The 26,947-nt window shown below is 43.7% G+C and carries 22 protein-coding genes; 14 read left to right on the forward strand and 8 right to left on the reverse strand.

The genetic code is table 11. The features are described 5' to 3' along the window. Positions 1 to 83 precede the first annotated feature (83 nt). The 4 genes from ACHEVO_RS13260 to ACHEVO_RS13275 form a co-directional block, all read right to left on the reverse strand. Positions 84 to 944: an SGNH/GDSL hydrolase family protein gene (locus ACHEVO_RS13260; protein ID WP_394125217.1), complete on the reverse strand. Its 861-nt coding sequence runs from the start codon at positions 942 to 944 to the stop codon at positions 84 to 86. After that, positions 938 to 2,335: a nicotinate phosphoribosyltransferase gene (locus tag ACHEVO_RS13265; protein WP_394125218.1), complete on the reverse strand. Its 1,398-nt coding sequence runs from the start codon at positions 2,333 to 2,335 to the stop codon at positions 938 to 940. Before ACHEVO_RS13265 ends, ACHEVO_RS13260 begins: the two co-directional genes overlap by 7 nt. Before the next feature lie 211 nt (positions 2,336 to 2,546). Continuing rightward, positions 2,547 to 3,614, reverse strand: a complete 1,068-nt coding sequence (locus ACHEVO_RS13270) for a bifunctional nicotinamide-nucleotide adenylyltransferase/Nudix hydroxylase (RefSeq protein ID WP_394125219.1) — start codon at positions 3,612 to 3,614, stop codon at positions 2,547 to 2,549. A 139-nt stretch (positions 3,615 to 3,753) separates the two neighbouring features. Next, entirely contained in the window at positions 3,754 to 4,743 is a 990-nt protein-coding gene (locus ACHEVO_RS13275) for an alpha/beta fold hydrolase (protein WP_394125220.1), read from the reverse strand. A 567-nt stretch (positions 4,744 to 5,310) separates the two neighbouring features. Here ACHEVO_RS13275 and nfuA point away from each other — a divergent pair. Both nfuA and ACHEVO_RS13285 read left to right on the forward strand, forming a co-directional pair. After that, the gene (gene nfuA / locus ACHEVO_RS13280; RefSeq protein WP_394125221.1) at positions 5,311 to 5,994 is read left to right on the forward strand and encodes a Fe-S biogenesis protein NfuA; all 684 of its coding nucleotides are present in this window, start codon (positions 5,311 to 5,313) and stop codon (positions 5,992 to 5,994) included. 256 nt (positions 5,995 to 6,250) lie between these two features. After that, positions 6,251 to 7,573: an O-acetylhomoserine aminocarboxypropyltransferase/cysteine synthase family protein gene (locus ACHEVO_RS13285; RefSeq protein ID WP_394125222.1), complete on the forward strand. Its 1,323-nt coding sequence runs from the start codon at positions 6,251 to 6,253 to the stop codon at positions 7,571 to 7,573. 116 nt (positions 7,574 to 7,689) lie between these two features. Here the strand turns inward: ACHEVO_RS13285 and ACHEVO_RS13290 are convergent, their stop codons facing one another. Both ACHEVO_RS13290 and rsmI read right to left on the reverse strand, forming a co-directional pair. Next, complete coding sequence (locus tag ACHEVO_RS13290) at positions 7,690 to 8,709, reverse strand: adenosine kinase (RefSeq protein ID WP_296210281.1); 1,020 nt, start codon at positions 8,707 to 8,709, stop codon at positions 7,690 to 7,692. A gap of 53 nt (positions 8,710 to 8,762) precedes the next feature. Beyond that, positions 8,763 to 9,719, reverse strand: a complete 957-nt coding sequence (rsmI, locus tag ACHEVO_RS13295) for a 16S rRNA (cytidine(1402)-2'-O)-methyltransferase (RefSeq protein ID WP_394125223.1) — start codon at positions 9,717 to 9,719, stop codon at positions 8,763 to 8,765. Positions 9,720 to 9,862: 143 nt separating this feature from the next. On the opposite strand from rsmI, the gene ACHEVO_RS13300 reads away from it, so the two are divergent. The 8 genes from ACHEVO_RS13300 to hisC all read left to right on the forward strand — a co-directional run bounded on the left by ACHEVO_RS13300 (position 9,863) and on the right by hisC (position 17,985). Continuing rightward, complete coding sequence (locus tag ACHEVO_RS13300) at positions 9,863 to 10,348, forward strand: YraN family protein (RefSeq protein WP_394125224.1); 486 nt, start codon at positions 9,863 to 9,865, stop codon at positions 10,346 to 10,348. Between the two features lie 267 nt (positions 10,349 to 10,615). After that, complete coding sequence (locus ACHEVO_RS13305; RefSeq protein WP_394125225.1) at positions 10,616 to 11,416, forward strand: BON domain-containing protein; 801 nt, start codon at positions 10,616 to 10,618, stop codon at positions 11,414 to 11,416. 236 nt (positions 11,417 to 11,652) lie between these two features. After that, positions 11,653 to 12,648 carry an alpha/beta hydrolase gene (locus ACHEVO_RS13310; protein ID WP_394125226.1) on the forward strand — a complete coding sequence of 332 codons (996 nt, stop codon included), beginning with the start codon at positions 11,653 to 11,655 and terminating at the stop codon, positions 12,646 to 12,648. A gap of 170 nt (positions 12,649 to 12,818) precedes the next feature. Further along, positions 12,819 to 13,064 (forward strand): BolA family protein, encoded by a 246-nt coding sequence (locus tag ACHEVO_RS13315; protein ID WP_179799518.1) that lies wholly within the window; start codon positions 12,819 to 12,821, stop codon positions 13,062 to 13,064. Between the two features lie 111 nt (positions 13,065 to 13,175). Then, positions 13,176 to 14,444 (forward strand): UDP-N-acetylglucosamine 1-carboxyvinyltransferase, encoded by a 1,269-nt coding sequence (gene murA, locus ACHEVO_RS13320; protein WP_114701832.1) that lies wholly within the window; start codon positions 13,176 to 13,178, stop codon positions 14,442 to 14,444. Between the two features lie 94 nt (positions 14,445 to 14,538). Further along, positions 14,539 to 15,231: an ATP phosphoribosyltransferase gene (gene hisG, locus ACHEVO_RS13325; RefSeq protein WP_394125227.1), complete on the forward strand. Its 693-nt coding sequence runs from the start codon at positions 14,539 to 14,541 to the stop codon at positions 15,229 to 15,231. 250 nt (positions 15,232 to 15,481) lie between these two features. Further along, the gene (gene hisD / locus ACHEVO_RS13330) at positions 15,482 to 16,777 is read left to right on the forward strand and encodes a histidinol dehydrogenase (RefSeq protein ID WP_394125228.1); all 1,296 of its coding nucleotides are present in this window, start codon (positions 15,482 to 15,484) and stop codon (positions 16,775 to 16,777) included. Positions 16,778 to 16,851: 74 nt separating this feature from the next. Beyond that, the gene (gene hisC, locus ACHEVO_RS13335; protein WP_394125229.1) at positions 16,852 to 17,985 is read left to right on the forward strand and encodes a histidinol-phosphate transaminase; all 1,134 of its coding nucleotides are present in this window, start codon (positions 16,852 to 16,854) and stop codon (positions 17,983 to 17,985) included. Between the two features lie 153 nt (positions 17,986 to 18,138). Here the strand turns inward: hisC and ACHEVO_RS13340 are convergent, their stop codons facing one another. Continuing rightward, positions 18,139 to 19,872 (reverse strand): anthranilate synthase component I family protein, encoded by a 1,734-nt coding sequence (locus ACHEVO_RS13340; RefSeq protein ID WP_394125230.1) that lies wholly within the window; start codon positions 19,870 to 19,872, stop codon positions 18,139 to 18,141. Between the two features lie 3 nt (positions 19,873 to 19,875). Further along, complete coding sequence (locus tag ACHEVO_RS13345) at positions 19,876 to 21,111, reverse strand: beta-ketoacyl-ACP synthase II (RefSeq protein WP_394125231.1); 1,236 nt, start codon at positions 21,109 to 21,111, stop codon at positions 19,876 to 19,878. 487 nt (positions 21,112 to 21,598) lie between these two features. Between ACHEVO_RS13345 and ACHEVO_RS13350 the strand changes: the two genes are divergently transcribed. The 4 genes from ACHEVO_RS13350 (at position 21,599) to fusA (ending at position 26,668) form a co-directional block, all read left to right on the forward strand. Then, positions 21,599 to 22,720, forward strand: coding sequence for an EcsC family protein (locus ACHEVO_RS13350; RefSeq protein ID WP_394125232.1), 1,122 nt, complete (start codon positions 21,599 to 21,601; stop codon positions 22,718 to 22,720). 411 nt (positions 22,721 to 23,131) lie between these two features. Further along, a complete protein-coding gene (rpsL, locus tag ACHEVO_RS13355) occupies positions 23,132 to 23,506 on the forward strand; it encodes a 30S ribosomal protein S12 (RefSeq protein ID WP_011281154.1) in 375 nt (124 codons plus the stop codon). A gap of 218 nt (positions 23,507 to 23,724) precedes the next feature. After that, positions 23,725 to 24,198, forward strand: a complete 474-nt coding sequence (rpsG, locus tag ACHEVO_RS13360; protein WP_057761735.1) for a 30S ribosomal protein S7 — start codon at positions 23,725 to 23,727, stop codon at positions 24,196 to 24,198. Positions 24,199 to 24,541: 343 nt separating this feature from the next. Next, the gene (gene fusA, locus ACHEVO_RS13365; protein ID WP_057761733.1) at positions 24,542 to 26,668 is read left to right on the forward strand and encodes an elongation factor G; all 2,127 of its coding nucleotides are present in this window, start codon (positions 24,542 to 24,544) and stop codon (positions 26,666 to 26,668) included. Positions 26,669 to 26,947 lie beyond the last annotated feature (279 nt).

Below are 26,947 nucleotides of genomic sequence, written 5' to 3' on the forward strand. Positions count from 1 at the left end.
GCTAAGCAATAAAAAACCGCTGATTATTCAGCGGTTTTTTTTGGTTTAATTTTCTATTATCTAAAAATCAGGCTATCAAGTTTTTAGCGCTCAAACTCAGTGGTAGACGAGTCCAATATCTGAATAGAATCTAGTAACTGAATAATAGTCTCTACGATTTGCTGCGCCCAATAGCCGTACATCAGACTGCTAGGATGAAATCCATCACTGGCAAACATCACATTGATATCGATAGCCGAGCCATTTGCATGCTCCTCTAGCATCCGTGTAAAGTCGGTTGCCATATACGTAACACCAGCATGAGCCGCACAGACCTGCTGCAATATCCCATCAAGTGCCGATGCTTTTGCACCCACAAAGTTATTGAGCGGGGCAGGGATTGCAGGCATTTGCGCCATCGGCGGCAAACTTAAAAAAACCAATTCTCGTACGCCAAATTTGCGCTGTGCGATATTGATAATGTCTTCAATTTGCTGTTGCCATTTATGCACAGAGACATTGGACGTTGTATCATTGACCCCTACGCTTAGCAACATCACATCAATAGACTGCTCAGGAGCCGGTAGGACATATAACCTGCGTAGAATATCAAAGCTAGTATGACCTGTTGTCGCTTGCAATGACCAATTGAGTCGAGCAAAGTTTGCTTGAATAGCTTTGTTTTGCTCAAGTATTGGGATGAGCTTACCGACCAACGCTTCTTGTTGCGTTTGGCTACCCACACCTGCTGCTGCCGAATCACCGACGACCATGAGGTTAAATGTCTTAGCGTCTCGCGTTGATACTTCATCTTTCGCTTGAGGCAGCTCAATTACGCCGTGCCTTTCGCCATGTGGTTCAGGCAAGCGAACCGTATCACGCTTGATTTTGCGACCTTGATAGAGGTAGACAGGGGCAAGTAAGACGTCTCTTGCAACCGATGTCAGCTTATTAGTGTCTACCATCCTGCACGTTCCCTGATAGTCGTGAGACTGTCTTCAATTAACAATTTACCATCGACGTAGACATCACGTAATAGATTATCAGTTGGGTCGCTCATCTCATTTTCTTTGACGGTTGTTAGCTGGCCGCTGTCGTCTTTTACCAGTGCCAATCGTCCTTTTTTCGAGCGTTTTGAGCGGCTGGTGACAGGATCTTTATAAATATCCTTCCATGCACCATCTATAGAGATAGCGCTAGATTTCATCGCCCAACTCATGGTGTCGCGGTTGACTTGCTGCAATAGACCACCGCCCATACCAAACGTTACGTTTTCTATGCTAAAGCCCGCTTTGATGACCACATCAATAATTTTACTTAAGCTTTGCGAGCTGATGCCATCACCTTGGATGATGCGTACGTAGTCGGGCAGCACTTTATAGCCCTTGCTGTTTACCGTCGTACCGAACTTCACTGCCAAACGCTCCAACGCTTCACGGACGACTTTGGTAGGTTCGCCGCTGTCTGGTCGAATGACCAAAGTGCCGCCCATATTTTTGACTTCGTCTTTCAAGGCGTCGCCCCAGATATTGTCGATGGCATTCCATAAATCATAACTATCTGAAACGACTGAAAAGGCTTTGTCTTCGCCGCCAAACTGCTCGATCATATTGTGAAAAGCAGCAGTCTCGCCATCACGTCCCCAAGCTGTCATCGTACTGTGCTCGGCTGCTGGAATAGAGAATGCAGGCATATCATCACCCATTTGATACCAGCGACTAGCAGCAATAAGCGCTGTCATCGAGTCAGTACCAGCAAAGTTGACCAAATGCGCTAAGCTACCCAGTGCAACCGTTTCTTGGCTCGATGCCCCACGCGCACCAAAGTCATGCAAGCGAAAAGGTAGGGACTCTGTATTGTCCGCTGATTTTTCTAACGCTTGACGGATAATGTCTTTGCAATAGTGAGAGACACTAGCGACCGTGGATGGATACCAAATCGCACGCAATAATGCTGTTTCGATATAGCTGGGTAGCCAGTAAAACTCAGGATCGGTATTGATTACTTGGCAGACTACATTGGACACTGGCACGATACTGCCTTCGGGCACGGCTTGGATACGCAATGGCAAGTAGCCGTCGTGTTTTTCGATCAAATGCTCCCAGCCAGCACGATTAAAGGTTAGGCCATGTGCTTGAATGACCTTTTCGGCTTCATCGATATCTTGATGAGTGATAGGAGTACTTAGATATTCTTTGATAAAGGCCTGCAAGCCAAAGAACACCACATCGTAATCACCTTTGCGCGCCTCAATGTAGCTTGACAGATACTCACTACCGCTTGGGTATTGCACCCAATGTGAGGTCTTATAGCTGTCGCTATTTAAAATTAAATTGTTTAGATTACTGGTGTACATCACAGAACTCCTCTGCTTTGAATTGCCGCAGCTGTCTTAATAAAAGAACAGTGGCGGCAGTTGATTGCCGTCTATCGGCGTTGGAATCAGGTTATTAGTGAGATATTTAGTGATAGTTGTTATTGATGATAATTTGCTCAAGTCGCTATTAGAAAAAGCTACTAAAAAAGACTACCAAAGAAAGCTACTAGAAAAAATGATTAGCAGCGAACTACAACCCAACCATCTTAGTAATAATTGCATAGTGATCTTCAAACATCATCTTCGCATCGAGCTCAGCTAAGGGTAGCCAAAATGCTTTGGTCGCATCGTCGCCACCTTTTACTTTTGGCAGACCTTTTGGATCGTTTTTGAGCTGAAAATAAAACGCTTGAGTAATGGTGCGACCACGCGCTGAGCGATATGGATCGTCAAAGGTATGCTGGCTATGGCAGGAGCCGCGCAATACTGGCTCGGGCACTTTGAGGCGAGTTTCTTCACGTAGCTCACGGATACAAGCATCAAACAGCGTCTCTTTTGGATTTAGAAATCCACCTGGCAGCGCCCAGAGTCCACGACCTGGCATACTGCGTCGCTCAACCAGTAAGATATGGCCTGACTGTACAATCAATGCATCGGCTGTCATAAAGGTCGGCGGGTATGGTGCGGACTCCCACTGTCTTTTATATTTATCAATAAAGTCTGCTTCTTCATGCAGCTGATGATAGTCGTCAGTTTGTTTAAATGCATCGAGGACGTTGCGCGTAGACTCAGGCGTACGCTCGGGCGTCGGCGTGGCCCCCATCAGATAGCTGTCACGAATAGGCGTGGCTGATAAGTTATGATAATTGGGCACTGACACAGAGTCCCAGTTGGGGAACAATGACAGATAGTAAGATGAGCTGTCTTTTGAATGACCAATCAAGCCAATGTCCGTCAGCAAGTCACCAGTGACAGATTTCACACCTGCCTGCACATACTGTAGCCAGCGGGTGTCATTGTAGAGTGCATCATCTAAGCCAACACAGTGAATGCGTGCGGCTTCTTCTTCAGAGTAGGCACCTTTAATCATTGCGGCACGCTCAGCGACGCTAAACGGATTGCGTAAGCTACGTGGCAAGTTGGCTGAGCCGATCAGCATAATCACTTCGTCTGAGCGTTTTAGTGCCTCATCGATGACGGCTTTGTGCCCAGCATGAAACGGCTGAAAGCGTCCAATAAAGACCAGATAACGATAGTGCTTACTGCTTTTTTGATCTAGGTTTTGCTTATCTGACTGTTGCTCTGATAATTCACTCATAGACGCCAATTTCCTACGACTTATTTTTATTGATTAAAAATTAATGACGCTAATACTGACACAGCCCATGACTTTCTGACAAGTATAAAGATGTTTAGGGGTGTGTCATTATCGAAATCGTCCAAACGACATCTCTGCTTTAACTGGCATGCTTCTCTATCCATGCCGTCACCGTTGGCCAAATCTCGGTGGCTGCGTTACGACTAACCATAATGCGACTGTGCGTATAGTTATCTAAATTGCCATTACTAAGCGAATACTCTCGAAAGATATTGGTTGAATTGTTAAAGCCATCAAAAAACAAACGACAGCCGTGAGTAGGGGATATGAAGTTATCACCTTTTGCGCTAATAGAATAAACGGGAATGGTAATCTGAGCCATATGATGTCGATAGTCGATAAAGTCATCACCAGTACTTTTCTGCTGATTAATGTTTTCGTTCACTTCGTCTGTATTCGTCCTGCCTTTATCAAAATGAGCCTTTTTTAAAAAGCTACTTTTAAAATTTTTACGCAAATTCCAATCGTACCACTGGGTCATCGTATAGTAGCTTTCGTTAAAAGGGCCTACCTTGAACTGCTTAGCGGGTATAAAGCCGACCAATCGAGTAACTATCTTGGCGGTAAGGATTTTTGCGTGGCTGGTCGAGTCTTGCGCCGCCCCAAAAGCTTGGCAGGCAAACATACTGATGCTATTGACCTTATCGATATAGCTTGGGTTTTGGACGAGAAACATGGTCAAGCCAACACCGCCACCACTATGAGTGACGCAATGTATATTATCGAATTTTAATTCTTCAAAGAAATAACGAAAAGTCGCTTCATAGTCGTAAGTGGCGACGGTCTCAAAGTTGAATTTTTCTTTCGGTAGCGAGCTATCACCATGTCCGCGCCATTCCATGATGTAGCAGTGATGACCAAGCCCTGCAAAATATTCGGCGATTTTGAGGCAAGTTTGCTTGTCAGAAAACGTACCATGCGTCAAAAATATGTTTTGCGGTGTGATGTCAGGCAGGCTGTTTTCTGACGTGTTAGCTATCGTATCTTTGTCTGGATTATCGACTACTTTCCAAACGGCAATTTTCTCATCATCCTTAGTATTTACTAGGTGCAACGTCCGTGTCATCATAAAATGATCCTATCCAAAAAATACGTAATCTTTATACAAGCTGATATTTGTACAAGGCGATTAAAAGCTACCATGCTCATAACGCTACTGCGCAAAACCACTCAAATTATCAATACTACGTCAAAACCAGATGACTTGCTCGGACTAGATGTGAACGGTATGGCATATCGAAAACGCTGAGTGCGCTTGATAAATGGTACCGCTGTCTTTATATAGAGAATAACTTGGCAGCCTACACAATCATTCAGCGTGTTTATCTGTCATGGTTTAAATATTGAGTTACTTTGCCATCTGTTAGCATCATTAAAAAAACCAATGACGACCATTTACAATAGCCTCAGTCCAATTCACAGTAGCGTGGTCGGAATTGATGCTTGATTCAGGTATAATGACTGCTATAGACGGATTAAACTTTATACTCATGTCGACCAATGTCATACAATAATAAATACCAATCATTGCCAGTCTGCATGCCCTATATAAATCGTAAACATTTTAAAAATCCAAATTCACGACACAGTAGCCATAATAGATATAGCGTTTGTGTCATAACGCATAGGAAACATTATGAGTGAGCAAAACCAAGCTGATAACCAACGAGACCAAACTGCTGGCTATGAATCAGCCCTAGATACCGAGCAAGTTGAAGCAAAAAGCAACATCACTATCACTGAGTCAGCTCAGGGCTACTTGGCAGATTTGTTGTCTAAGCAAGATACCGATGGTATCGGTGTGCGTATCTTCGTTGAGCATCCTGGTACGCCGCGTGCAGAGTGCTGCATGGCTTATAACCAGCCGGGCGAAGAAGACAGCGCTGACTTACGTTTTACGTATGAAAACTTTTCTGCCTTTATTGAGGCAGCGTCAGTACCTTATCTAGAAGACGCGGTCATTGATTATAATAAAGACCGTTTCGGTGGTCAGCTGACTTTCCGCGCACCAAACTCTAAAGTGCCTAAAGTAGGCGCTGATGCCAGTGTCGAAGAGCGCATCAACTATGTATTGCAGTCAGAGATTAACCCTGGCTTGGCAGCGCATGGCGGTGACGTACAGTTGCTTGAGCTTATTGATGAAGAAGGTATTGGTCTGACCGCTGTATTAAAGTTCGGTGGTGGTTGCCAAGGGTGTTCAGCGGTTGATATGACTCTACGTCAAGGCGTTGAAGTGCAGCTAAAACAGCAAATTCCAGAATTGACCCAAGTGGTTGATGAAACTGACCATACTCGTACAGAGAATGCTTACTACAAATAAAATAAAAAATAGTTAAAAGCAAAGTGGCTGCTATAAAGGTGGCCATTATCTCTATTATAGATATGCCTGTTTGGTTTGCTGCTTATGAATATTTGTCATGAAGAGATGAGTATTTTGCTATTCTTTTAATAAAGAAGCTGAGTTATGATGAACTCAGCTTTTTTTATTGCTATGATTTAGCAGACAGTTTTTTAAGATGACTTTTGAGCGATACGTCGTCAACAAATCATCTTTTATCAAAATAAGGAAATGTACTATGAGTGATGGATCAGCAGACCAGCAGACAGCCCAACCATTAGAAACCCCTCAACGTCTTGAGACCTTAGCTATTCATGCAGGCTATAGTGTAGAGCCAACGACCAAAGCAGTCGCCGTGCCTATTTATCATACCAGTTCATATGCGTTTGATAATACTCAGCATGGTGCAGATCTGTTTGATTTAAAGGTTGCAGGCAATATCTATACTCGTATCATGAATCCGACCAACGCGGTACTAGAAGAGCGTGTGGCTGCGTTAGAAGGCGGCATCGGTGCGCTTGCCGTAGCCTCTGGTATGGCTGCCATTACTTATGCGATTCAGACTATTTGCGAAGCAGGCGACAATATCGTCGCTGTATCAACGCTATATGGCGGTACTTACAATTTATTTGCTCATGCATTGCCGCGTCAAGGTATCGAAGTGCGCTTCTTCGATCATAAAGACCCAGAAGCCATTCGTGACTTGATTGATGACAAGACCAAAATGGTGTTTGCAGAGAGTATCGGTAACCCGCTAGGTAATATCGTCGATATTCAAGCGCTCAGTGATGTCGCTCATGAATACGGCGTACCTGTCGTGATTGATAATACGGTGGCGACGCCTGCGATATGTCGTCCATTTGAGTTCGGTGCAGATATCGTAGTTCACTCATTAACCAAGTATATGAGCGGAACGGGTACTTCAATCGGTGGTGCGATTGTCGATAGTGGCAAGTTTGCTTGGGGTGATTACCCTGAGCGTTTCCCACTGTTGAATACGCCAGATCATAGCTATCATGGGGTAAATTTCGTAAAAGACGTAGGCGCGCCAGCCTTTATTGCCCGTGCCCGCGTTGCGCCACTACGTAACACTGGCGCAGCACTTAGCCCGCTAAATGCCTTTGGTATCTTGCAAGGTATGGAGACGCTAAGTCTGCGTATGGAGCGTCACGTGCAAAACGCACAAGCCGTCGCAGAATATCTGCGTGACCATGATAAAGTTGCTTGGGTGAAATACGCAGGTCTGTCTGACCATCCTGAGCACGAGCTTGCCAAAAAATATATGAAAGGCACGCCTTCTGCTATCTTGACCTTTGGCGTCAAAGGTGGACTAGAAGCTGGTGCGCGCTTTATCGATGCGCTGCAACTGATTACTCGTTTGGTAAACATCGGTGATGCAAAATCATTGGCCTGTCATCCAGCGACGACGACCCATCGTCAGTTAAATGAGCAAGAGCTAGAAAATGCAGGCGTTAGTACGGATATGGTAAGACTGTCGATTGGTATCGAACATATCGAAGACATCAAAGCCGATCTCGCGCAAGCATTAGCTACTGCTTAATACAAAGAGCTTATTAAATTGAGCAAACTGTTTGAACAAGTCTGAATGATATAAAAAAAGCCCATATCGATTTGATATGGGCTTTTTGTTTTGTGTCCAACAGATGTGTTTAACAATTAAGCAGAAAGTACACGCTGCGCGATATCTCGATAATCCTGCGAGGCAAGACGCGGTCCAAACTGCTGAATAACTTGTGCTGATATTTCGCTGGCAAGACGACCGCATTCTGGCAGACTATACTGCTGCGATAGCGCATATAAGAAAGCACCAGCGTAGTTATCGCCTGCGCCATTGGTGTCAATGACATCGGCCACTACTGGCGTTGCAACGTCATGGACTTCAATTTCTGCTTCGTCATTAGGCTGGTGGGCGATGACTGCACCGTTGGCACCATCAGTGACGACGGCAATTTGGCAGTATTCAAGCAGGGCACGCGCTGCTGCTTTGACTTGTTTTTTATCGGTGAATAGCTTGGCTTCTTCGCTATTACAGAATATCACTGCGACTTTGTTGCCGAGCATATTGAGCAAGCCATCTTTGGCAAATTTTACTACCGCAGGGTCAGCAAAGCTCACCGCGATTTTTGCATTATGAATGCCAGCTTGTTGACGTAATTGAGTCATTGCTGGTTGGATGCTCTCAGACATCGCTAGATAGCCTTCGATATATAGCCAATCTGCTTGCGTCAATGCGTCAAAATCAACATTGTCAGCGACAATCTCACTTGAAGTACCAAGATAGGTCTGCATGGTGCGTTCACCATCTTCGGTAACGGCAACCACACATGAGCCGGTCACACCGCCTGCATGGATAGATTTGTCTGAGGTCGCGACACCTGCTTCGTGCAAGTCTCTGAGATAAAACGCCCCTTGATCATCATCACCAACGCGGCAAGCATAAAAAGGCTTACCGCCTAAGCTGGCAAAGGTAAACATAGTATTGGCTGCGGATCCGCCGCCTGCTTGTTTTGATGGCTCAATCTCAGCCAGTTTAAAGTAAGCCAGTAGTTGCTGCTGCTCTTCAATACCAGCCAGCGTCATATTACCTTTGGTCAGCTCGGTCTCTTCTAGTGCCGCATCTGACAGCACATATTCGTGATCCACCAACGCATTACCTATTGCCATTACATCGTACATTGCTTGTCTCTCCTCAATTCATTTATAAATGGTTATCTTTTTATTATTAAAAACTAGTCAGCTTGCAACTCTAGTAGACGCTGATAAAGCGCATTTTTCTTTACACCAGTGATATCAGAGGCCAGTGCGGCTGCTTTTTTGACTGACAAATCCTCTAGCAAACGCTGTAGCAATTTATCATGCGTACTGATATCGTCAGTATCTTTTGCCACACCGACGCCAGCGACGACCACGACTATCTCGCCGCGTTGCTGATTGTCATCTGCTTTGACAAACTCAACCAACTCGCTAAGGGTGCTCTTATGAACCGTTTCAAACGTCTTAGTTAATTCCCGGCAAAAAGTCACCGCGCGGTCTGCACCAAATATCGTTGCCATGTCTTCTAGACTAGATACGATACGATGCGGCGCTTCATAAAAGATTAAAGTTTCGGTACGTGCGATTAGATCGCTCAGCTGTTTTTGACGACCGTGAGTTTTGGCAGGCAAGAACCCAATAAAGCTAAATCGATCAGATGGTAGCCCTGCTACTGACAATGCGCCAATTGCAGCAGAAGCCCCAACGATAGGTGATACGGTCACGCCAGCTTCATGCGCGGCTTGTACCAGTTGATAACCTGGATCGCTGACCAGAGGTGTACCCGCATCACTAATCAAGGCAACCGAATGACCTTGTTCAATCATTTCAATAATTTTAGGCGTTTGAATGGCGCTATTATGCTCGTGATAGGCCCATAGCTTATTGTGACCTTTTTGCTTTGTCGTCGTGTCATCATTTTCAATACTACTTTTGGCAGGACGAGTCTCTGAGTCTTTTGTCTCGTCAGCCTTACTGCCTTTGGTATCGATGCCAAAATGTGACAGTAGTTTACCTGAGGTGCGGGTGTCTTCGCAGGCAATAATGGCGACCTGCTTTAAGACATCAATTGCGTGTGATGTCATGTCGGACATATTACCAATCGGCGTGGCAACGATATAGAGACAAGCTGGCATCGCAGTAGGGGTAGACATGAAAACCTCGGGTCGTTAAAAAGACGTGAAAAAATAATAGTTCGCTAATAGGTACAGTCGTTATCTATAGTTTTTCAGTCAAATAATGAGTGAGGGAACCAATAGATTTTGAGAGTAGAATGCGCAGAAGTGGCTAGTTTAGCATGTTGTGCTATGATAATTCTCAAATGTTAATCAGACCAATCAACCTTATGCCGAACCATAAGCCTTTAATCTTAACCTCACCAAAACAGCGTCAAGGTAGTCGGTTTGAGCAGCAGGCGTGTGAGTATTTACAAGCTCAAGGGTTAAGGTTAGTCGCACAAAATTGGCAACAGCCAAAAGTAGGTGAGTTAGATCTGGTCATGATTGAGACAGGTTCAGCATGGTCAACACTGGTATTTGTTGAAGTTCGCCAGCGCAAGTTCTCGAATTATGGCGATGCAGCACTCAGTGTGACAGCCAGCAAACAGCGTAAAGTTATTAAGACAGCGCAGTCCTTTTTGCAGCAGTATCCTGAGTATGCTCATTATGATTGCCGGTTTGATGTCATTGCTTACAACACGATGAGTAAGTCAAATTCAAGAAATGAGCAGTTAGACCATCAACCAGAATGGATTCAAAATGCTTTTATAGCCAGTGCTTGGTGATAGAGCAAATAAGGTAGATGCTGCCAAATGAAGCATCTAACCATATCTGACAAGTAAGGTTCGTTACTAAAAAGCTAACCGCTGATGGCCAAAATTAAGTAAAGTAGCGGTTATAGTCAAGTTCCTATAAATTAGATACAGTATTAGCCTACAGCTACGTTTAGCTCGTCACTACTAGAGCGTGTTTTCTCCAAAATAAAAACACGGCCTAGATTAAGATTTGTTCAATTTATAAAATTGTCACAACCATGTTCTAAGAGGTAAATAATGACACGGATGCATTTGCGCACTGCTATTTTTGGTTCATCACGCCGTATTACGGCTGGCATTATGATTGCTGCCTGCGTTGTCAGTACAGGTTGTGCCACCAACTATCTGACCAACAGTACAGAAGGGACTTACGGCGTGCCAATGACTGAGCGCACGATTCCGCAGCGTCTGCTCGATCGTAGTATTGAACATACTGCCAAAATCAATGTATACGGGCTAAAAGAAGACCTGCAGCAAACCAGCCGTATGGGTATCGATAGCTTCAATAGCGAAGTACTGCTTACAGGTGAAGTACCAACTGGAACGCTCAAAGCAGAAGTAGAAAAAGTCGTTAGCTCTATGCCAGATGTACGCCGTGTTTATAATGAGATGGAAGTCAGTGCGTCAAAAGGGTATAGCTCAACAGTTCATGATGGTTATATCACTTCAAAACTACTGGCGAAAATAGCCGCTAGCGATGGTGTGAGTGCGTCACAAATTAAAGCCGTTACCAATAATGGTGTGGTCTATATTATGGGCCGTATGACACCCACTCAGCAGAGCCATTTGATTGATATCGCCAATGGCACTGTTGGGGTCACCGAGTTGGTATTGCTGACAACTGTCGTCGACGATAGAGGTGTCAAAATAAATAATGATGACATCATGTATGAGAATAATTTGGCCAATCCTGCAGTAGCGCCAGCTGCCCAAGATACTACTATCAGTACGGCAACGCCTATCGTCATAACGGAAGAAGAGGCCACTACTACGCAGTCGTCTTCAAGCCCTTATATCGACCTTTATCAGAATCAGTAGGCACTCTAGTTCACTAAGCGATAAATGACGTTAATCACAATAAGCCTAAATAGTGATAACAGTAAAGGCACGAGAAATTTTCAGCCAGTGAGTACTATATCAATAGTAAAACGTAGCAGAGTCAGCGCATTAGCCAACGATACTAATATCAAACACATCATTGGCTAATGGATGAACCATTATCGCTGTGAGTCTGTTACTACTGATTGATAAATAAATATAATAGGATACTGGTCATGAAGGATTCACAGGCAAATATACAACCAAATGAAGAAACAAGCGTCATTGGTAATGTAGGAGTACATAACAAGCCTTCTCATAAGAAAACACGAACGTTGAAATTTGGTGGTGCGGCAATATTGGCATTGGGTAGTATCGCGTTAGCCACACAAAACGCACAGGCACTATCACCGTTAGCTATCGTCAATGGCATTACTTCTAGTGGTGGCGTTGGGGTGAGTAAGGATATCTTATACGGTGATCAGCCTTCACAAGACTTAGATATCTATTATCCAAAACCGCTAGCACAAGCAATGAAATCTCAAAGTGCTATTAACACTAGCTATCCTATGGTGGTATTTGTCCATGGTGGTTCATGGGAGAGCGGCAATAAAGAACAATACGCCTTTGTCGGTCAGAGCTTAGCCAAAGCAGGGTATGTCACCGCAGTGATTAATTACCGTAAAGCGCCTGAGCACGTCTATCCTGATTATGTCAAAGATGCAGCTCAGGCAATTGCTTGGAGTATTGAAAATGCGACCAGTCTCCATGCAGATCCGTCACGCCTAGCAGTGATGGGTCATTCTGCTGGCGCGTTTAATGCAGTAGCAGCCGTTGCCAACGAAGACTTTTTGGCGCCTTATGGTATTAAGCCAACAGATATTGCAGCCGTTATCGGAATTGCGGGTCCTTATAGCTATGATTTCCGCAAGTTCAGTAGTGCAACAGCGTTTGGCCCCGATGCCACACCTGATGAGGTGATGCCAGATCGTCAGATTAAAGGTGCGCAGCCGCCGTATCTATTATTAACGGCGGAAAAAGACAAAATTGTACATGTGACGAATACAATCAAAATGACAGAAGCGTTTAAAGAAGCAGGCGTAACCGTTGAAACGGGCGAAATCGAAGGGGCCAGTCACGCAACCAGTATTGGTGCGATGGCACCGCCGCTACGCTGGGTCAATGATGTGCGTGCGCAAGTGTTGACGTACTTGGATAAAACGCTCAAATAGCTTATTACTATGCATATCGATGACTTTTGACTGTTTAATTGATAGCACTGTCTTAATGCTTAAACATACTTGAGTAAGACAGTACTGTAAGATATGCAAACTCTTGTTATAATGTCATCACTTTAAATCTATACCCTATTCTAAACTTTAAGGCAGACCATTCTATGAGCATGAACGCTGACGATTTGATCGCATTTTTACAGACTCACTTCCCAGACGCTTTTATTCAAGCTGCCAACCAAGGTAATAAGTTTGACGTACGCGTGGTCGATGCCAGCTTTGAAGGCAAACGCGCGGTTCAGCGTCAGCAAGCAGTATATGCGTTAGTCAATGATAAGATTGCGAGTGGCGATATTCACGCACTCAATATCCAAGCGCTGACGCCTGCTGAGTGGGACGTTCAATCAAAAGGCTAATCAAATAGCTGTCTATATGACTAGATATTACCGAATCGGCCATATGCATGGTTGAGAGTTATAGTTCTGGTTTTCACAATTTTTTATACTCATCGCTAGGTTGTCACCTTTATGGATCAATTTTTAATCACTGGTAGTAGTCGTATCGCAGGGGAAGTCACCATCTCAGGCGCCAAAAATGCCGCTTTGCCGTTACTCGCAGCTATGATATTGGCTGAGACTCCAACGACACTGCATAACGTGCCGTCACTACAAGACGTGCGAACGTTGATTGAATTGATCGGTGGCATGGGTATCAAAATCCAAAAGCAAGATGATACGGTCACTTGCGATACCAAAAGTATCGATAATTTTTATGCCCCGTATGATTTAGTAAAAACCATGCGCGCGTCAATCTTGGTGCTAGGGCCGTTACTGGCACGTTTTGGCGAAGCTGAAGTCTCATTGCCAGGTGGTTGTGCGATTGGTTCACGCCCTGTTGACCAGCATCTAAAAGCGTTTGAAGCGATGGGTGCCGAAATCAGTGTAGAGAATGGCTATGTAAAAGCCCAAGCGCCAAAAGGTGGCAAGCTATTAGGCTGTAATTTCTCATTTGATATGATTACCGTTGGCGGTACTGAAAACGTCATCATGGCAGCAGCATTGGCTAAAGGCACAACTGTCTTAGGCAACTGTGCGTTAGAGCCAGAAGTGGTAGATTTGGCCAATATGTTGGTTGCAATGGGTGCCAAAATAAGCGGTATCGGTACATCAACGATGACCATCGAAGGGGTAGAGCGTCTACACGGCTGTGAGTACTCAGTAGTCCCTGACCGTATCGAAACAGGCTCATACCTTGCTGGTGCCTTGATGACACGTGGCGATGTATTGACCAAAAAAACATCTGCTCTATTATTGACGCCAGTGCTAGAGAAGTTCGAAGACATGGGTGCAACTATCACGAGCGGTGATGACTGGATTCGTGCGCAAATGAAAGGCCGTCCGAAGGCAGTTGATATCCGTACTCAGCCACATCCTGGTTTCCCAACGGATATGCAAGCTCAGCTAATGGCGATTGCTTGCTTAGCGGACGGTACGAGTACTTTTATTGAAAATATTTTCGAAAACCGCTATATGCATGTACCAGAGCTCAATCGTTTGGGCGCGTCTATTCAGGTTGATGGTCACACTGCGGTAGTACGAGGTGTGGAAAACTTTACTGCAGCCCCAGTCATGGCGACAGATTTACGCGCGTCTATGTCATTGGTAATGGCAGCGGCGACTGCTGAAGGCGAGAGCTTAATTGACCGTATTTACCACATTGACCGTGGTTATGAGCATGTTGAAGACAAGCTGCGTAGCTTAGGCGTGAACATCGAGCGTATTAATACCAACGCTTAATATTGATTGACTCAATATCGACTGTTACCCATATTACGTTATAAATTAAAAATTCCCCTTTCAATAGGGGACTGTACATGGACACGATGTCATTATGACTGAGACAAACAAATCTTTACCAGCCAGCGGTTTATTAAACGAAGTAAACGATGAGTTTTCAGGTCTAACCTTGGCTTTATCAAAAGGCCGCATTCTAGAAGAAACCATGCCACTGCTACGTGCAGCTGGCGTTGATCTTTTAGAAGATCCTGAAGCGTCACGTAAACTTATTTTTCCAACCTCAAATCCAAATGTGCGTGTATTGATTTTGCGTGCCAGTGACGTGCCGACCTATGTTGAACACGGCGCTGCTGACTTTGGGGTGGCAGGTAAAGATGTGCTGCTTGAGCATGGTGCCAATCATGTTTATGAATTGCTCGATTTGCAGATTGCTCAGTGCAAATTGATGACTGCGGGTGTGAAAGATGCACCGCTGCCAAATCGTCGCCTGCGTATCGCGACCAAATATGTCAATGTCGCTCGTGCTTATTTTGCAAGCCAAGGTCAGCAGGTTGATGTCATCAAACTTTACGGTTCGATGGAGCTTGCGCCATTGGTCGGCTTAGGTGATTTGATTGTCGATGTGGTCGATACAGGTAACACGCTACGTGCTAATGGACTTGAAGCACGTGATCATATTTGTGATGTTTCCTCACGTCTGATTGTCAATCAAGTGAGTTATAAGCGCAAATTTGCACTACTAGAACCAATCTTAGATAGCTTTAAAAATAGTATCGCCAATAGCTAATTATCCAGTGCAAGTCATTGGTAATATAAAGCATGGTTATACAAATTTTTAAACCAGTTTAGCAGGCTATGAGTGACGTAGCGTGCTAAACTGGTTTTGTTGTCTTAGCTTGCGAAAACATAAAATCACCGTAAAATTCAGACAAGAAGACATCGAATAAGTCGCAATATTTTGAAAGATAAACCTACTTTACTCAGTTCCAAACCGTTCATTTTTAGCACTACTTTACGCTCAGATATAGGATTAGGTCATGCGCCAGTTAAGTACCCAAGATGCCGATTTTGATAGTCAATTGACACAGTTGCTTGCCTTTGAAACAGTCAATGATGCTGAACTACTACATACCGTCGACGATATCATCGCCCAAGTACGTGCTGATGGTGATAGCGTCGTATTGGCATTGACTCAGCAGTTTGACCAGCATCCAGCAACGTCGATGCAAGAGTTAGAGCTGTCTAAAGAAGCGCTTGCTGAAGCGTTTGCCAATCTTGATAAAAAAGTAAAGATAGCGTTGACCACAGCAGCGACTCGGGTACAGACATTCCATGAGCGCCAAGTACAAGAAACATGGCAGTATGAGGATGAGCTAGGCAACCGATTGGGTCAAAAAGTCACGCCACTTGATCGCGTTGGGATTTATGTACCAGGCGGTCTGGCATCTTATCCTTCTTCGGTGTTGATGAATGCTATTCCTGCTAAGGTGGCTGGCGTCACTGAAGTCATCATGGTCGTACCAGCGCCTAAAGGCGTGCTCAATTCGTTAGTATTGGCAGCGGCTCATCTGGCCCAAGTCGATCGCGTCTTCACTATTGGTGGCGCTCAAGCAGTAGCAGCTTTAGCTTACGGCACTGAGACGATTCCAGCCGTGGACAAAATTACAGGACCAGGCAACAAATATGTCGCAGCAGCCAAACGCGCGGTATTTGGTCAAGTTGGTATCGATATGATTGCTGGACCTTCAGAAGTATTGGTATATGCAGAAGGCGAAGCACAAGATAGAGCAGACTGGCTAGCGATGGATCTATTGTCTCAAGCTGAGCATGATCGTATTGCACAAGCTATCTTTGTGACGACTAGCGAAGAGCAGCTCAACGAAGTAGCACTTGAGATAGAAAAAGCTCTAGCTGAGCTGCCAAAAGCAGATATCGCGCGTGACTCATTGCAGAACCGCGGTGCACTGATTTTGGTAAAAGATCGTAACGAAGGTATGGCGCTTATCAATCGTATTGCTCCTGAGCATTTAGAGTTATCTGTTGATAATCCTGACGCACTATTGAATGATATTCGTCATGCCGGCGCTATCTTTATGGGTCGTCATACGCCTGAAGCTATTGGGGATTACTGTGCAGGGCCGAACCATGTACTGCCAACATCAGGCACTGCGCGCTTTTCTTCGCCGTTAGGTGTTTACGATTTTCAAAAGAAATCATCCATCATTTATTGTAGTGAATCTGGCAGTAAACCTTTGGCTGAGACAGCTGATATTTTAGCGCAGCGTGAGGACTTAGAAGCCCATGCGCGTTCAGCTCGTTATCGTTATCAGTAATTGATTTTGAATTTTTACCTTTTACTTTTGATATTTATTTTTAATAGTCTTTGTGGCTAATAGTAGGATAATTTATGAGTGAGTCAAAGATAGACACCAGACTGTGGTCGTCTAAAGCGCGCAACTTGTCACCTTATATTCCAGGTGAGCAGCCGCAACACGACAATCTATGCAAACTAAATACCAATGAAAACCCATTTCCACCCTCGCCAAAAGTAGGGGAGGCTATTGCCAAAGTTTTGGAACAGCAAGCTGATGAGTTACGTTTGTATCCTGCTCCTGAATCTAATGACCTACGTGCTGCATTGGCACAGTCATACAACCTCGATATCAATCAAGTATTCGTTGGTAATGGTTCAGATGAAGTCTTGGCGTTAGTATTTGCGAGCTTCTTTTTAAAAGAGCGTCCGCTGTTATCACCTGATATTGGTTATAGTTTTTATCCTGTATATGCGCAGACGTTTGGAGTAGAGCTCGTACAGATTCCTCTAGAGGAAGACTTCAGCATTGACCCTGATGCTTATCGTCAGCCTTGTAGCGGTATCATCATCGCTAATCCTAATGCACCAACAGGCTTACTGCTGTCACTTGCTGACATTCGTAAACTTGCGAGTGAGCATTCTAATGCTGTTATTGTGATTGATGAGGCGTATATCGATTTTGCTCAGATAGATGAAAGCAATGCAGATGCTCCAGTCTCGGCGGTGAGCTTAATCAATGAATGTGATAACGTTATCGTGACCCAAACCTTTTCAAAGTCACGCTCGCTTGCTGGATTGCGGGTTGGTATGGCCTTTGGCAATGCATCATTGATTGAAGCACTGACACGGATGAAAAATAGCTTTAACAGCTATCCATTGGATAAGTTGGCTCAGGCTGGAGCAACTGCGAGTGTGTTAGACACTGAGTATTTTGAGCAGACCCGTCAGCAAGTCATTGATTTACGTACGTCGCTAACAGCAGAGTTGACGACATTGGGCTATAAGGTCCTGCCGTCGCATGCCAACTTCGTATTTGCTCGTCCAAAAGATGGCGATGCAAGTGCTGTTGCGATTGCGTTACGCGAGCAGGGGATTATCGTTCGTCATTTTGATAAGCCGCGTATTGCAGAGTACTTGCGTATTACTATCGGTACGGCAGAGCAGAACAACCGTTTGATTGATGCGCTAAAAGCCTTGCAAGTCGATGCTAGCGTTGCTGCTGAATAATATTATATTGATAGCTTAATATAGAATATTGATAGGTGCGTCTCTTTACTCATCACGTAAAACACTATCGATAAGTCTCAAAAAAAGCCTGCTAACGTAACGTTGGCAGGCTTTTTTAATTCTAAATTAGTAATGACATTTCACTTTAGCAGGCTACATATTCTGAGCCAAGACTGATAATAAATTACCTACTTTATCTAAGCATTCTTGGTATTCAGCATCACAATCAGACGCGACCGTAATACCACCACCTGCCCATAGATTAACGTGTCTTTCTTTATTAAGGATATTATTGGACGAAGCATTGGCTTGCAGTGTACGAATCAAAACGTTCCATTGACCACTACCATCAAAGTTCATATAACCCATAGTGCCACAATAAGCACCGCGTGGCGTAGATTCCAGTTCAGCGATGATTTCGACAGCGCGTTTTTTTGGTGTGCCAGTGATAGAACCAGCAGGCAGACTACCAAACAATACAGCTAATGGATGAGTATCAGTTTTTAGCTCAGCGGTAATAGTACTCACCATATGATGCACGTTGCTAAAGCTCTCAATCGCAAATAATTGCGGTACTTTCACACTGCCAATTTTGGCGTATTTACCCAAATCATTACGCAGTAAATCTACAATCATGACATTTTCGGCACGGTCTTTTTCGCTATTGACCAGTTGCTGCTTATACAGTTCATCTTGCTCGTTAGTCGTACCTCGCGGCATGGTTCCCTTGATAGGCTTAGTACGAATAGAGTGTTTGCCAGTGTCTTTTTCTCTAGTGAATGTAAAAAATAACTCAGGTGAGCAGCTTAACAATTCAAAATGATTGCTGTCTGCGTTAAAGCTGTTGCTTCTATTTAGGTAATCACCATCATTGCCCTTAACGCTCACATATCCTGCAAAAGGCGCTTTTGTATTGCGATATAGCGCAGGCAAATAGTCAATAAGCGAAAAGGCTGATTGAACATCGTTATTTTTACACGCTAAACTGCCAGACCATTTCTGTGTCAGATTTATCTGATAGCAGTCGCCTTGCTGTAGATAGTCTTGTGTGCGACTAAATGCTTGTTGATATTCAAGCTTGCTCCATCGCGGACTTAAAACTAGGGAAGTGATACTTGATGAATCTTCGAACTGTGATTGATTGAGATATTTATCAGACAGTTTTCGATCCAGTTCGTCTAGGTAAGAGGTAAGAGTCGTTATAAAATTATCGTTTGTCTTATAAAAGATATTCTCAGAAACGTCAGCATTGGTTAGATGAGTCTTTAACGCCCAACCTGTATCAGCATGTGCCGTAGGTGTTAGATAAATATCATAATGTGCCAACGAAGCACACGGCTGCATTGCCAATTCAATCCTATCGGCAGGACTTAGTTCGAGAGCTGCAATATCATAACCAATAAAACCGATTAGCCCATGATGATAACTGGATTTTGGGCTTTCTTCGTTATTGATATATGAGGTGTCGTGATTAACTTCTTGAGCGTTACTATAAGCGATTAGCTCTTCTTGCCACTCTAGATAGCTCATATAAGATGTCGTGCTAGCATAGCTATTATTATCGCTATTTACATCAGTATCGCGACGCACGCCATTGCCACGGCAACTTTTAATCACCTTATAAATATTGGGTAAGTCACTAGAAGCTTGCTCATCATTGGGATATACAGACCAGCTGAATTTTGGGAGTAAGCCGATTACTGGTCGACCATCGTTATTAAGCCAAACAAGTTGCCAGTTTGCTTTAATATCTTGGTCGAGCAAGTGACGCTGTAGCTGCGGCATCAGCTCTGCAGCAGACAAATCACCAAAACGCCAGCTAGGTTTGCTAGCTGGCGATGGCGCAGAATCTGTCTGCTCAGTTGTATTGTGATTTGATACAAGCATGGGTTAAGCGTCAAACTTTTTGATAATTAGCGTAGCGTTAGTACCACCAAAGCCAAAGCTATTACTCATCAAGGTTTCAAGATTTGCTTCACGCATTTCGGTGACGATATCGAAACCTTCAGCAGCAGGATCTAAGTTATCAACATTGATACTTGGAGCGATAAAGCCGTCCTGTAGCATTAGCAGACAGTAAATCAGCTCTTGTGCACCAACAGCACCCAAGCTATGGCCTGTCATTGATTTGGTTGAGCTGATAGCAGGTACTTTACTGACGTCATTATCAAATACTTTAGCAATCGCTTTAAGCTCAGTAATATCGCCCAGTGGTGTACTAGTACCATGACTATTGATGTAATCAACACTTTCTAGACCCGCTTCGGCCAAGGCTTGTTGCATACAGCGAACAGCACCTTCACCACTTGGCGCAACCATTTCTGCACCATCAGAGCTGGCACCATAGCCAACAATTTCAGCCAAAATATTGGCACCGCGTGCTTGAGCATGTTCCAGACTCTCTACAACCACCATCGCGCCACCAGCAGCAATCACAAAACCGTCACGGTCTTTGTCATAGGCTCTTGAGGCAAGTTTTGGTGTGTCGTTATACTGAGTACTAACTGCGCCCATTGCATCAAACATACAAGACTGCGTCCAATGCTCAGCTTCACTACCACCAGCCAATATCACATCCGCTTTACCCAGTTGGATAAGCTCAGCAGCATGACCGATACAGTGTGTTGAAGTCGCGCAAGCAGAGGCGAGCGAGTAGGAGACGCCTTGGATTTTTAGACCAGTTGCTAAAGCGGCTGATACCGAGCTGCCCATTGTTTTTGGTACGGCCATTGCGCCGACACCGCGTAAACCTTTTTCGCGCATAGCATCGATAGCATTGACGATATTTTCTGTTGATGCGCCGCCCGAGCTTGCCACCACACCCACTCGTGGGTTGTTATTAATAGTATCAAGTGATAGTCCTGAGTGCTCAATCGCATTTAGCGCACTAACATAAGCATAGAGACTGGCGTCACTAAAGAATCGTTTAAGCTTACGATCGATACCACTGGTATCAAGTTCTGATTGATTGATGCTACCGCTCACGTGTGATTTAAACTCGTGTTCAGCATAAGAATCGTTAAATGTAATGCCAGACTGACCTTCTTTGAGGGCAGAGGTGACAGTGTCTAAATCATGTCCGATACAAGAGACAATCCCTGCTCCAGTAATAACTACGCGACGCATATTCTATTCCTTATGAGTAACAATCCTTCAGAATTGCTTTCAATAATCGTTTTTAAATATTGGTACTATTAACCAAATATTGGTTATATCAATCGATGTTAAGTGCCGTCGTACTTTATCGCCATTATATAAATCATAGCAAAATCGATGATCTATAAATGGTAATCTGTAAATAAAGTACAAGTGTACTGTGAATTATGGCACATGATAACGTATCAAGCTTTCGAAATCTTTGCGCAAGTGCAAAATAACGACAAAATAGCGCTTATGACCCAATACTGAGTGAAAAAGTGACAAGTAAGCCTAGCTACTGGCTATGGACGGAATTATACTTTAGATACAAAATTTGTGATTCTAATAACATTGTTCGCACTGACACCAGTTACGATAACTGGCTAAAATAATAGATTCATTATTATTAATAATTAACTATCATATTAAAATACAACTATATTAAAAACCAACTCATCATATTAAGGACATCACGATGGCAAAGCGTAGTACTCTTTCTAAAAGCATCAATATCATTGGCTCTTTTACTCGAAACAACCTAGAGCGCGTAGGGGCTATGATTGACAGCGTAAATGCCAAAACAGGCAAACCGCGTCAATATAAAGCCGTAGACCTAGGCGATGAAGACTACCAACAAGATTTGTTTCGTGAGCAAACATTAAAGGCTACGCAGCAACTTTTAGGACCACGCTTCGCTACTTATGGTAAATATGCCAAAAAAGTCGTGCCGAATAGCTTTTTTCAATCGACAGTTGATGGTGCATTTGCCCAAGTGGCTAACCTCGCTGCCAACTGGAGTCAACTCGACTTACCTAATGAACATCGCTTTGCCAATATTGCTACTTTAGATGACGAAGAGCGTTATGCGCTAGCTACTGATATTGCTAATCAAAACCGCGCGCTTGCAATGATGGGTGGTTTGACAGGTTTAGCAGGTCTACCAGGTCTGCTCGCTGATACATTATGGCTATTACTGGTTTCATTACGTACGGTTTATCAGATTGCTGCTGTATATAATAAGCCGCTGACAGGTAAGCAAGGCGTCAAGATGGCGTACGAACTACTATCAAACGCTGATTTGAGCAAAATGCAAGAAAAACAAGCGCTACTAGCTGGTCTAGGTATCGGTAAAGGTTTGCTCGATAATGCTCAAAGCAACGGATTACATAGTGAACTTAAAAATCTCGGTCTAAAAAATAAAAATGTAAATTTCTATGCTGCGCAAATAGACAAAGTCGCCAGTCAGGTAGGTGTGGATTTAGATCAGATCAACTTATCATGGGTTCGTCGTTTTATTCCTGTCACCGCAGTAGCGATCGGCATGCACTATAACAGCCAATTGATCGACGAAGTTATTGGCGTTGCTCAAGCGACCTTTGCACCAGAGGCAAAACTGGCCAATCGTGCTATTACTGATGACAGTAGCAGTGAGGCTAAAGTAGAAAAAGCTGATACTGATGAGGCGAAAAAAGACACAGAGCGCAAAGAAGAAAGCAGTGATTCAGAAAAAGTTACTGATGAAGAAGAAACTAGTAAAGAAGGAACTAGCAGTAAAAAAGACTCAGACAAGCAAACGTCTGATAAAAAAGCCAAGTAATAGATATATTATTTGCTAGTGGGGTTATAGCTTTATAAGCGCAATGGTATTTATCTTAGTTTGATTGAGCAACACGACTTGAAAATTAGGATAAATACCACCACTTAGTTACTATCAAGTACCATTTCAATGTTAAACATCTTTTCTTAATGATGCTTGAGCTCACTTTGTTTACTTTATTTCTTACGCTATTTTTCGGCGAAAAATCTATAAAGTGATACAATGAGAGGCTGAATGCATATCTATCAAATGTTGTAAAGCGAAACCATTCATAAGTGGTTGAAATAGCAGCAACAACTCTTTATAATACACTGTCCTAAAAATGGGTGCCCCGAAATCTGCAATTATTGTCAGATAGATGGTGCATTGGCCCATTTTTTTGTTTTATACCAAACGGGAGAAGGATGCCTTATGGCAACAACTAACCAATTGATTCGTAAAGGTCGCAAAACCATCAAGGAAAAGTCAAAAGTTCCTGCGTTGGAAGCGTGCCCACAACGTCGCGGTGTATGTACTCGTGTATATACTACCACGCCAAAAAAACCTAACTCTGCCATGCGTAAAGTATGTCGTGTACGTTTGACTTCAGGCTATGAAGTATCAAGCTACATCGGCGGCGAAGGTCATAACCTACAAGAGCACAGTGTTGTTCTAATCCGTGGTGGTCGTGTAAAAGATCTACCAGGTGTACGTTATCACACTGTTCGCGGTGCATTAGATTGCGCAGGCGTTAAAGACCGTAAGCAAGGTCGCTCTAAGTACGGTGCTAAGAAGCCTAAAGTTTAATAACTAAACGTTATTAACTAAGCTTTTTGCACTACCCAATAACTGTGCATGGGTTTGGTGTCAGTAGTAATATCGCTTTTATATAAATATATATCTGTGATTTGCTCTTAAAACATACCACCATGCAGTAAGGCTAACTGATAACTCACTGCTATATCCTAATGATAAGTAGTCGATGTTGTGAATGTTAGACACTCCTGAAGATAAGGAAATTTATTATGCCAAGACGTCGCGTCGTTGCTGCCCGTGAGATCCTACCGGATCCTAAGTTTGGTAGCCAAACTGTTGCAAAATTCATCAACCATGTAATGAGTGATGGTAAAAAATCTACTGCTGAGCGTATCGTTTACGGTGCACTTGAGACAGTAAGTGAGAAGCGTAAAGTTGAAGATCCAGTATCTTTCTTCGAAGAAGTGCTAGAAAATGTACGCCCAATGGTAGAAGTAAAAGCTCGCCGCGTTGGCGGTGCAACCTATCAAGTACCAATGGAAGTACGCCCCTCCCGTCGTACTGCATTGGCTATGCGTTGGTTAGCTGAAGCTGCTGCTAAGCGTTCTGAAAAATCAATGGCTTTGCGTTTAGCTGGCGAATTGAATGATGCTGCTGATGGCAAAGGCGCTGCTATGAAAAAGCGTGACGAAGTTCACCGCATGGCAGATGCTAACAAAGCATTCTCTCATTACCGTTTCTAAGCTACTTTTTAATAGTAGCTTGAGATTAGAGGCTCATGCCATTTAATCTTACATTGTTGTTTATTCTATTGATTGCCGCCATCATCATTCGGTCATATATAAATGTTATTTATTGATGACTGAGGTGGCGGACATCTATCCAGATGTCTCTCTTAACAAATACAGTTTTTGCTGGAGAGCATCCCAAATTTGATGCCGCACTATTCTTAGTATTTGCTCTTTTTTTGTCCGTATTAGGCTCAATAATCAGTAAGTAATATTACGAAGCTGAACGCTTTGTCATAGAGTATGAGGTAGAGACACAATACATTATTATATACACGACTTTTCCTAGGAAAACACTATGGCTCGTAAAACTCCCCTAAAACGCTATCGCAATATTGGTATCTCAGCGCACATCGATGCTGGTAAGACAACCACTACAGAGCGTGTTTTATTCTATACCGGTGTTAGCCACAAAATTGGCGAAGTACATGATGGCGCAGCCACTATGGACTGGATGGAGCAAGAACAAGAGCGTGGTATTACTATTACCTCAGCGGCAACAACTTGTTTTTGGTCAGGTATGGCTAAACAGTTTGACGAACACCGTATCAACATCATCGATACCCCAGGTCACGTTGACTTCACGATCGAAGTTGAACGTTCTATGCGTGTACTTGATGGCGCTTGCATGGTTTACTGTGCAGTAGGCGGCGTTCAGCCACAGTCTGAGACCGTATGGCGTCAGGCGAACAAATATAAAGTACCACGTCTTGCATTTGTAAACAAAATGGATCGTGTTGGTGCTGATTTCTATCGTGTTATCGAACAGATCAAAACTCGTTTGGGTGGTAACCCTGTACCATTGGTTATCCCAATCGGTAAAGAAGATGACTTCGAAGGCGTTGTTGATCTAGTAACCATGAAAGCTATCTATTGGGACGAAGCGTCTCAAGGTATGCAGTATGATGAGCGCGAAATCCCAACTGAACTACAAGAAAAAGCAGCAGAATACCGCGAGCACCTTGTAGAAAGCGCTGCTGAAGCAAACGAAGAGTTGATGAACGAATACCTAGAAAACGGTGAATTGACTGTAGAACAAATTCACGGTGCTATTCGTCAGTTAACTATCGATAACGAAATCATCCCGCTTCTTTGTGGTACTGCCTTTAAGAACAAAGGTGTACAGAAGATGCTAGATGCCGTTATTCAGTATCTACCTGCACCAATCGACGTACCTGCTATTAAAGGTATTCTTGATGACAAAGACGAAAGCGAAGGCAGCCGTGAAGCATCAGATGAAGCACCTTTCTCAGCACTAGCGTTCAAAATTATGAATGACAAATTCGTTGGTAACTTAACCTTCGTACGTGTTTATTCTGGTGTAATGAAGCAGGGTAGCAGTGTTTATAACCCAGTTAAGATGAAGCGCGAGCGTGTTGGCCGTATCGTACAGATGATGGCAAACTCTCAAGAAGAGCTTGCAGAGATTCGTACTGGTGATATCGCAGCTCTAGTCGGCATGAAAGATGTGACTACTGGTGATACGCTATGTGATGAAGACAACGTGATCACTCTTGAGCGTATGGAATTCCCAGATCCAGTTATCTCTCTAGCTGTTGAGCCAAAGACCAAAGCTGACCAAGAAAAAATGTCAATCGCTCTTGGCCGTTTGGCAAAAGAAGATCCATCGTTCCGTGTACACACTGACGAAGAATCTGGTCAGACGATCATCAGTGGTATGGGTGAGCTACATCTAGAGATTCTTGTTGACCGTATGAAGCGTGAATTCAACGTTGAAGCAAACATCGGTGCACCTCAGGTTGCTTATCGTGAGACGATTCGTAACACTGTTGAACAAGAAGGCAAATTCGTACGTCAAACAGGTGGTCGTGGTAAGTTTGGTCACGTTTGGTTACGTCTTGAGCCACTTGATCCAGCTGGCGACACTGAGTATGAATTCGCTGAAGAAGTTGTTGGTGGTACTGTACCAAAAGAATTCCACGGTGCTGTTGACAAGGGTATCCAAGAGCGCATGAAAAACGGCGTACTTGCAGGCTACCCAGTAGTTGGCGTAAAAGCGACCTTGTATGATGGTTCTTATCATGACGTTGACTCTGATGAATTGTCATTTAAGATGGCTGGTTCTATGGCCTTCAGAAAAGGTTTCTTAGCAGCTGATCCAGCGCTACTTGAGCCAGTAATGAAAGTAGAAGTTGAAACACCTGAAGACTACATGGGTGATATCATGGGCGATCTTAACCGTCGTCGTGGTTTGGTACAGGGTATGGAAGATCTACCTGGCGGTACTAAACAGATTCGTGCTGAAGTACCATTAGCGGAAATGTTTGGTTATGCCACTCAAATGCGCTCTATGTCACAAGGCCGTGCAACTTACTCAATGGAATTCCAAAAGTACGCTGAAATTCCAAAATCAGTTGCTGCTGAAATCATCTCTAAGTTCAACTCTAAAGATGATGACGAGTAAATAAAACTTACTGAAAGTGACAATATAGAGTACGTCTGTGTATTGTCACTAAAGAATACGCCAATAACTTGTTAAAAGACTTGTTATTGGCCGCGATTTTCTTATAATATCTGCACATTAGTATGTGCAACCTTTTAACAATTATCTTAATGTGGTCAAAATCGTCTTAATAATCATATTTATATGAGTTAAGTCTTGAACCCCAAAAAAAGAGGAAATACCCATGGCAAAGGCCAAGTTTGAACGTAACAAGCCACACGTCAACGTCGGTACAATCGG

This window comes from Psychrobacter nivimaris (assembly GCF_043419765.1).
Classification (GTDB): domain Bacteria; phylum Pseudomonadota; class Gammaproteobacteria; order Pseudomonadales; family Moraxellaceae; genus Psychrobacter.

Coding starts and splice junctions, on each gene's coding strand:
- nfuA (WP_394125221.1), top strand. CDS start 5,311: ATGAGTGAGCAAAACCAAGCTGATAACCAACGAGACCAAACTGCTGGC.
- ACHEVO_RS13350 (WP_394125232.1), top strand. CDS start 21,599: ATGGCAAAGCGTAGTACTCTTTCTAAAAGCATCAATATCATTGGCTCT.
- ACHEVO_RS13305 (WP_394125225.1), top strand. CDS start 10,616: ATGACACGGATGCATTTGCGCACTGCTATTTTTGGTTCATCACGCCGT.
- ACHEVO_RS13290 (WP_296210281.1), bottom strand. CDS start 8,709: ATGTACGATGTAATGGCAATAGGTAATGCGTTGGTGGATCACGAATAT.
- ACHEVO_RS13260 (WP_394125217.1), bottom strand. CDS start 944: ATGGTAGACACTAATAAGCTGACATCGGTTGCAAGAGACGTCTTACTT.
- rpsG (WP_057761735.1), top strand. CDS start 23,725: ATGCCAAGACGTCGCGTCGTTGCTGCCCGTGAGATCCTACCGGATCCT.
- ACHEVO_RS13310 (WP_394125226.1), top strand. CDS start 11,653: ATGAAGGATTCACAGGCAAATATACAACCAAATGAAGAAACAAGCGTC.
- ACHEVO_RS13265 (WP_394125218.1), bottom strand. CDS start 2,335: ATGTACACCAGTAATCTAAACAATTTAATTTTAAATAGCGACAGCTAT.
- rpsL (WP_011281154.1), top strand. CDS start 23,132: ATGGCAACAACTAACCAATTGATTCGTAAAGGTCGCAAAACCATCAAG.
- ACHEVO_RS13315 (WP_179799518.1), top strand. CDS start 12,819: ATGAACGCTGACGATTTGATCGCATTTTTACAGACTCACTTCCCAGAC.
- ACHEVO_RS13285 (WP_394125222.1), top strand. CDS start 6,251: ATGAGTGATGGATCAGCAGACCAGCAGACAGCCCAACCATTAGAAACC.
- hisD (WP_394125228.1), top strand. CDS start 15,482: ATGCGCCAGTTAAGTACCCAAGATGCCGATTTTGATAGTCAATTGACA.
- murA (WP_114701832.1), top strand. CDS start 13,176: ATGGATCAATTTTTAATCACTGGTAGTAGTCGTATCGCAGGGGAAGTC.
- hisG (WP_394125227.1), top strand. CDS start 14,539: ATGACTGAGACAAACAAATCTTTACCAGCCAGCGGTTTATTAAACGAA.
- ACHEVO_RS13300 (WP_394125224.1), top strand. CDS start 9,863: ATGTTGTGCTATGATAATTCTCAAATGTTAATCAGACCAATCAACCTT.
- fusA (WP_057761733.1), top strand. CDS start 24,542: ATGGCTCGTAAAACTCCCCTAAAACGCTATCGCAATATTGGTATCTCA.
- ACHEVO_RS13275 (WP_394125220.1), bottom strand. CDS start 4,743: ATGATGACACGGACGTTGCACCTAGTAAATACTAAGGATGATGAGAAA.
- ACHEVO_RS13345 (WP_394125231.1), bottom strand. CDS start 21,111: ATGCGTCGCGTAGTTATTACTGGAGCAGGGATTGTCTCTTGTATCGGA.
- hisC (WP_394125229.1), top strand. CDS start 16,852: ATGAGTGAGTCAAAGATAGACACCAGACTGTGGTCGTCTAAAGCGCGC.
- ACHEVO_RS13340 (WP_394125230.1), bottom strand. CDS start 19,872: ATGCTTGTATCAAATCACAATACAACTGAGCAGACAGATTCTGCGCCA.
- rsmI (WP_394125223.1), bottom strand. CDS start 9,719: ATGTCTACCCCTACTGCGATGCCAGCTTGTCTCTATATCGTTGCCACG.
- ACHEVO_RS13270 (WP_394125219.1), bottom strand. CDS start 3,614: ATGAGTGAATTATCAGAGCAACAGTCAGATAAGCAAAACCTAGATCAA.